The sequence below is a fragment of the Mesorhizobium sp. M1A.F.Ca.IN.020.06.1.1 genome, assembly GCF_004023265.1.
Classification (GTDB): domain Bacteria; phylum Pseudomonadota; class Alphaproteobacteria; order Rhizobiales; family Rhizobiaceae; genus Mesorhizobium.
On the sequence record NZ_RZSR01000268.1, the window covers coordinates 1 to 6,361 of the forward strand.

The following is a 6,361-nucleotide window of genomic DNA, read 5'->3' on the forward strand; positions in this document are numbered from 1 at the left end:
GGTAGGGAACGTCCTCCTTTCCGGCCCACTCGCCGATGTCGAAGCGGGTTTCGGTAGGTCTCCCGCCGCTGAAGGAGTGGGAAATGTCGGCTTGCGAGGCGCTAAGCACTTTGATGCAGTATCGCCCCTCCTGCTTGAGCGGAACGCTGATCGACGAATTGCGATTGACGCAGGCCAGGATCGAAATCGGAGCGAAGCTAAGCGGCGTGACCGACGTGACGGTGATGCCGTACCGGTGCCCATCGTGCCTGCACGAAATGACGCAGACCGTGGACGCCACGCGACGCATCGACTGTCGAAAACGCTCGGTCTTCAAATCCTGCGAGAGCATCTTCTGTTTCCTCGTTCCGTCGTAAATATTGCAGATTGTCTACAATCCGTCAACCTGCTCTTTCATCTAGGTCAAGTTGCCGTGCCTAGTGATGGTCGTGCGATCCATCTGGACCCGGAAGCGGGAAGTGTCCGACCAGATCCGCGATTTGATCCTGTGACAGGTATCGCGGGTTGAGGCCGCGCCGCCCTCCTCCAACTCGTGCGACAAATGGCCGTTGATTATGCTTCACGTGGCATCCGCGTGAATGCCGTGGGAGCAGGGTCAATCAATACGCCGTTCTTGACTCGCTACCTTGAGGGGTTGGATGATCCGGCCGCGGGCGAGGCCACCATCAAGGGCGCGCATCCGATTGGCCGCTGGGCCGAACCCCGCGAAATCGCTGACGCGATCCTCTATCTAGCCGGCTCCAGCGTTTCGTTCATCACCGGACACATTTTGATGATGGTGGATATAGTGCGCGATAGCGTGTACGGAGCGACGAAACGGAGCCACCAAGTTTGTGGCAAGTAGGTCGCAGCGGCAGGCTGTGCTGACCGGCGCGAGGCGAAAGGCGCAGCCCAGAAGGGCGAGCTAGCAGCCACGGGCGATGAGGCCAACGTCTCCGATCGCTGGCGAACAACTCCCAAGGCTTCGCCGGAAGTTCGTTGGAATCCCATGGGCATGGGGTGCTCACCTTTTTCGAACAACATGAGGCAGGACCGACATAGCGGACGACAGGATCGTCGCTGGTCAGTTGGACGCGGTTGGCGAGACGACGCGACAGGTCGTCAATGAAGGCCATCGCGTATTCGCTGTCGCGTCCACCGACCAGCCACGACATACAAGCTTGGTATCGGCATCAATGGCCGTCCTCACCCAGCGGCTTGAACGGCGAAGTGTTGCTTCATAGTGGCGGCTATCGTTGAAAGCAACAAACGTCTCGGCAGGATTCGCAATGCTCGTTCGCTGGCCAAATCCAGTCAGTCCGCTCCTAAAAGCCATGTCCCGAGGAAAAAGCCTTGAGCTACTGCGGCGAGTATCTCGGTGGCTGCCGGGTGGGACAATCAAAAGATAAAGGATTTGCGGTCGAAATTTACTTTTTCCGAATTGTTCAGTGCTAGGGGAGCGGCCAACACGCCGCTGACTACTCTACCGCGGGGAGTGAAAGAGTGATGCAGCGTCTGTCTGCCGCAAGGCTCGGCGACCTTCTGGCGGGAGACCTGCGCTTCTTTGGCGGTCCCTCGACGATCGAACCGCTTGCCGGCCGCATCAGGGCGGAGCAGGTCAGTATCGTGCTTCGCAACACGCTTCTTGGCATGCTTGCGAACATCCTCAATGCAGTGACTTTTGTCATGGCGGTTTGGGGCTCGCCCGACCAAACGAAAGCCATCGTCTGGGCAAGTGTCATCATAGTCGCCGCTGGCTTCGTAGGCCTGAGGGCGAGAGCATCGTTTCAGTCGGTCAAACCAAGGTCGGTGTCTCGCCGGACAACGCAAAACCTGGTGCGCAACGCCCTCCTGTTCGGCACCTGGTGGGGTGCGCTTCCCGTGCTGTTCTTCGGCACGGCAACAAGTGCGGACCAGGTCGTCATCACCTGCCTGAGCGCGGGGATGATCGCAGGCGGTGCCGCGTCCTTCTACACGATACCGATTGCGGCCATCGCCTATACGCTGCCGATCTTCGTCGGCTCGACGGTCGCGATCGTGTGGATGGAAGACGCCGTCAATCTGCCCGTCGCAATCCTGGTGGTGAGCTACGCCATCACGCTGTTTCGTGCAGTGCTTGCTCACGCATTCGAATTTACCCAGCGCTGCATCCTCCAAGCGGAAAGCGAAAATGCCATTCGCAGGGATGTTCTGACGCGTTTGCCAAACCGGTTCAGCTTCAACGAGCGGCTGGACAACGCCCTGGAGGGCGCAAAGCAGTTTGACCAGCACTTTGCGCTGCTTTTGTTCGATCTTAGCAATTTCGACGAGGTGAATGAGCACTTTGGCCGCGCAATCGCGGATGCCGTTTTGGTTGAAGTGGCTGCGCGACTTCGCAAATCGACACGGGAGAGTGATGGCATCGCCAGGTTGGAGGGCGGCGAATTTGCAATCATCGCCACGCGTGATATCAGGCCTGATCACATCAGGTGCTTGGCCAAACAGATCATAGACGCCATACACGCGCCCTTTCTGATCGAAGGACGCGAAATATATTGCAGGGCCTCTATTGGTATCGCTTTGGCGCCCACCGACGGTTTGGACGCCAACCAACTCCTGCGGCGCGTCGACACAGCGCTGCACAGGGCTAAGACGCTGGGACCAGGCTCCATCCAGTTTTTCAGCGCAAGTGACGATGCAGCGGCTGCAAGGCGCCACGCCCTTGAATGCGATCTGGCATCGGCGCTGGCCAACGACCAGCTTTCGCTGGCCTTTCAACCCTTCCTCGACCTGGTGAGTGATCGCATTCGAGGTTTTGAAGCGCTTTTGCGGTGGCAGCATCCGACACTGGGCGCCATCCCTCCGTCGGAGTTCATATCGATCGCTGAAGAAACTGGATTGATTCACGGCATCGGACACTGGGCCGTCAAGACGGCTTGCATGGCCGCGGCGCAATGGCCGTGCGACTTGCGGGTCTCCGTCAAGTTGTCGGCAGTCCAGCTTAAGGACAGGGCATTGTTGGATCGGATAGCAATGGCGTTGTCTCAGACCAGTCTGGAGCCGAAGCGACTTGAGGTCGAGATCACGGAATCGGTGCTGATTTCACATTTTGAAGACGCCATCTCTTTATTGCAATCGCTGAGCTTTCTATCCGTCACGGTCGCTCTTGACGATTTTGGCACCGGCTTTTCCTCCCTTACATATCTGCGCAAATTGCCTCTTTCACGGCTGAAGATCGACCGCTCCTTTGTCCAGGATATGCTAGTCGATGCGGACTGCGCCGCGATTGTAAGATCGTTGATTCAGCTGGCGCACGAACTTCGAATTGAGGTCACGGCCGAAGGTGTGGAAACTCCCGAACAGCTCGACTGTCTGCGCCGCTTCGGATGCGATGAAGCTCAAGGCTATCTGATCGGAAAACCTATCCCGATGGATGACATTCCTGTCATTACAACGAAGCCGCTGGGTCAGGAGGAGGCGCAGGAAACCGAAAAGCCGGCGGGAGACCCATGAAGAGCGCGGGGAAACTGGCTTCACGCCCGCGCTGCGCGACGCTTCGAAATCGCCAACAGCTCCACTTCGTCGGTGACGCCATTCTCGAACGCTTGGATGACCTCTTGGGCAAGTCGGTCCCTTTGGTCTGCGTCGTCAAGCTCCAAGCGGCGCTCCATGCAGAGCTGGTCAAAGACCCTCTGGAGAAGAGCCAACTCGGCAGACGTGAAAATGCCACTGTATTTGCTGAAAGCCATTATGCTTTCCTCCCCTCAAATGGACGAAAGCGCGATCGGCTCTTTCCGCGTCCGCGTGCCTCGGCTGGGTGCGAACGCAGGCCGGCGCGGCGAATGCTTCGTGGCCGTAGATCGCAATGTCTAACCGAGCCGCTACCGGAGAACAGCTTCTTTACCACGAACTGGCATCCTGATTGAAGGTGCCCCTCCGGCCCTACCTGCCCGCGCGTCTTTGCTGACGCGCCGGCCAGTGTCGGCGGCCAACGCTTTCATGTAACCTCCCGCCCCCCAAGAGTATGCGTTGGCTGCCGGCCAGCCTGTACCTTGAAGGGCGCGCATCTCACCATGTCCCTGTTCATCGGTCACGAAAAGGGAGCGCCTCCGAGGAGACGGCCGGTAGAAGACTGGCGGCGCACCGCTGGCAATACGCTACGAAAGGCGGATGCTTTGCACCTCCGTGCCTTTCTTGCCCCTGCCCTTGCTCGAACAGCACCTTCTGCCCCTCCAGCAACGCGCTCAGCCCTGAGCGGGACAGCGCGGAGGCATGGACGAAGACGTCCTTGCCTCCGGTTGCAGGAGCGATGAAGCCAAAACCTTTTTTGGCTGTTGTACCACTTCACAGTCCCCGCGATTTCTTCCCGAGCGCCCGACCGTATCAGGGACGCTTCAGCGGCATTCGCCTGTGTCGGTGGCTGGATCCCTTCCATGATCTCCAACACTTGCGCAACCTGATGCCCCTTTCGCGTCTCTTCCAATGTAACCTTGAGACGCACTCCTTCCGCCACACCGCGGCTCCCGGCCGCTTCCAGCACGCGGAGCGGCAGATAGACTTCCGTGCCGTCCGAGACTTTGACGAAACCAAATCCCTTGCTGGCATTGAACCACTTCACATCAGCCTCGACCGGCTTCGCGGCCGCGGCAGATGGGCGCTGAAAGAAGCTGGGCACGAAACCAGGCTCGACAAAAGGAAACGCCTCGTCGTCATCTCTATGCCGACGAGGCTTGCGATGGTCTTTGTATCTGCTCATGTCGTCTCGGCTGGCGTAAGCGAAAGCACTGTGCTTCCTTTCATGATTAGGATGACAAGGCCGGCCGATCAATGCCGTTTGCTTCTTCCTGACCAAGGGTGCTCGGCGATCGGGGCAGTGAGCTTCGGCGCAGCGCGGTCCCATCGGCGGCGTAAGCGGCTCTATTCGGTGCCCTACGGGTCAATCTGCGGCTGAGTGACCAGACGTCCGATCTCTTCCAGACCTGGTGACAGACTCTATTCGAGGGGGCCGAGCCAGCTCTGGGCTCGCGAGTTGCTTGCGCTTGAACACGGTCACCGCCGGAAAAAGAAGCCTGTCGACTGCTCCCGCCTGCGCGTCGCCCCGGTCGGACGCTCTATGGCAAGCCTTGTGCGTGGCGGAAGCCCGCCGGCATGCAACTCGCGAAGGCGCTGGTCGAGTTCCTTGTCCACCGATGTCAGGCGATGGTTGAGGCGAAGATAGTCCATCCAGGTCGGCGTGCGAAATGTCTCCGTCCAATGCACGGGCTCCTGCAGGTCGCGCTGCAGGTTCCAGTGCCGGGCGCCGGCACGGCTTTGCACCCGGCGTCGTTCCCGCATCTGATCCAGAAATTCTTCGACTTTGTCTTCCGGTATGGCGTATTCGATCTTGACGACGATCGGACCGCTTCTCGACTTCAGGTCAAGGGCAAGTTGCGGGGTTTCGAAGCCAAGCGAATCCTGGTCGGACTCTTTCCATTGACGAATGGGCAACAAGAGCCCGGTGGCGGCAACCAAGAGCAGGGCGCCGGCGGAGCTTTCCAGCGCCAGGGTGAGCGAGTAGTTTTCAGCCACCACGCCCCATAGCCAGCTGCCAGCAGCGATGCCGCCTGAGGCGAGCGCGGAATAGATCGAGAGCGTACGTCCGACGACCCATCGCGGGCTCGACAGCTGCACGCTGACGTCAAGCCCCGTCCAGGTGACGACCCAGCCTGCCCCACCAAGTGTCAAGGCGATCGTTGCCACAACGATCGAAGGCGTGAAGGCAAGAGCCAGGCAGCAGGCGGCGCAGGAGATGCACGCCAGCGTGGTCAGCCGCTCCTGCGACAGGGCTCGCCTGAGCGCGTTGTTGGATATGCCCGCGCACAAGGCGCCGGCGCCAAACCCAGCCATCAGGACACCGTAGACGATCGGTCCGCCGCCGAGCTGATCGCGCGCAACCAGTGGCAGAAGCGCCAGGATGGAAATGCTTGTCAGTCCAAAAAGCGTTCCGCGCGCGATTGCCGCCTTTATCTCTCCCGAGAGCGCCGTGAATCGCGCCCCGTCATGAATGGCGGTGGTCAAGGGCTCACGCGGAAGAGGCGAAGAGCGACCGCTCCATTTGCAGACGCCGATCGCCCATAGCATGGCGAAATAGGTCAGCGTCGCCAGGGCAAAGGCGGTCAGGGGTCCGAAGGAGGCGACAATGACGCCGCCAAGTGCCGGACCAATGCTGCGCATGGCATTGTAGCCGACCGAGATCAGCGTGACGGCGGCGGGAACTTCGCGCTTTCGCAAAATGTCGCCGACCGATGCGTGCCAAGCGGGATCGGTGAAGGCGGCACCGCATCCGGCCAGGCAGCTGAAGGCCAGGATCATCCATGGATTGAAGTAACCGAGCGCCACAAGAGCGGTCAGCATGATCGACGAC

6 protein-coding genes and 2 pseudogenes are annotated in these 6,361 nt (G+C 59.8%); 2 read left to right on the forward strand and 6 right to left on the reverse strand.

Translation table 11 applies throughout. The features are described from left to right. Nucleotides 1-331, reverse strand: a 331-nt coding sequence (locus EOA60_RS14110) for a flavin reductase family protein (RefSeq protein ID WP_164899304.1), incomplete at its 3' end; no start/stop codon positions are given. Between the two features lie 210 nt (nt 332-541). On the opposite strand from EOA60_RS14110, the gene EOA60_RS14115 reads away from it, so the two are divergent. Further along, nucleotides 542-844, forward strand: coding sequence for an SDR family oxidoreductase (locus tag EOA60_RS14115; RefSeq protein WP_127336053.1), 303 nt, complete (start codon nt 542-544; stop codon nt 842-844). A gap of 211 nt (nt 845-1,055) precedes the next feature. Here the strand turns inward: EOA60_RS14115 and EOA60_RS38975 are convergent. Further along, nucleotides 1,056-1,183 (reverse strand): annotated as a pseudogene (locus EOA60_RS38975) (IS1 family transposase); the annotation flags it as partial. Nucleotides 1,184-1,485: 302 nt separating this feature from the next. Here EOA60_RS38975 and EOA60_RS14125 point away from each other — a divergent pair. Continuing rightward, nucleotides 1,486-3,471 (forward strand): EAL domain-containing protein, encoded by a 1,986-nt coding sequence (locus EOA60_RS14125; RefSeq protein ID WP_128311502.1) that lies wholly within the window; start codon nt 1,486-1,488, stop codon nt 3,469-3,471. A gap of 20 nt (nt 3,472-3,491) precedes the next feature. Here the strand turns inward: EOA60_RS14125 and EOA60_RS14130 are convergent, their stop codons facing one another. The 4 genes and pseudogenes from EOA60_RS14130 to EOA60_RS14140 form a co-directional block, all read right to left on the reverse strand. Beyond that, entirely contained in the window at nt 3,492-3,707 is a 216-nt protein-coding gene (locus tag EOA60_RS14130) for a hypothetical protein (RefSeq protein WP_164748528.1), read from the reverse strand. 334 nt (nt 3,708-4,041) lie between these two features. Then, entirely contained in the window at nt 4,042-4,269 is a 228-nt protein-coding gene (locus EOA60_RS38980) for a cold shock domain-containing protein (protein ID WP_281060399.1), read from the reverse strand. Between the two features lie 190 nt (nt 4,270-4,459). Then, nucleotides 4,460-4,858, reverse strand: a pseudogene (locus tag EOA60_RS39870) (hypothetical protein); the annotation flags it as partial. A gap of 149 nt (nt 4,859-5,007) precedes the next feature. Then, nucleotides 5,008-6,361, reverse strand: a 1,354-nt coding sequence (locus EOA60_RS14140) for an MFS transporter (RefSeq protein ID WP_128311501.1), incomplete at its 5' end; no start/stop codon positions are given.

Bases quoted from the DNA above. Each gene is read 5' to 3' on its own strand.
- EOA60_RS14115 (WP_127336053.1), top strand. From the start codon at position 542: ATGGCCGTTGATTATGCTTCACGTGGCATCCGCGTGAATGCCGTGGGA.
- EOA60_RS14125 (WP_128311502.1), top strand. From the start codon at position 1,486: ATGCAGCGTCTGTCTGCCGCAAGGCTCGGCGACCTTCTGGCGGGAGAC.
- EOA60_RS14130 (WP_164748528.1), bottom strand. From the start codon at position 3,707: ATGGCTTTCAGCAAATACAGTGGCATTTTCACGTCTGCCGAGTTGGCT.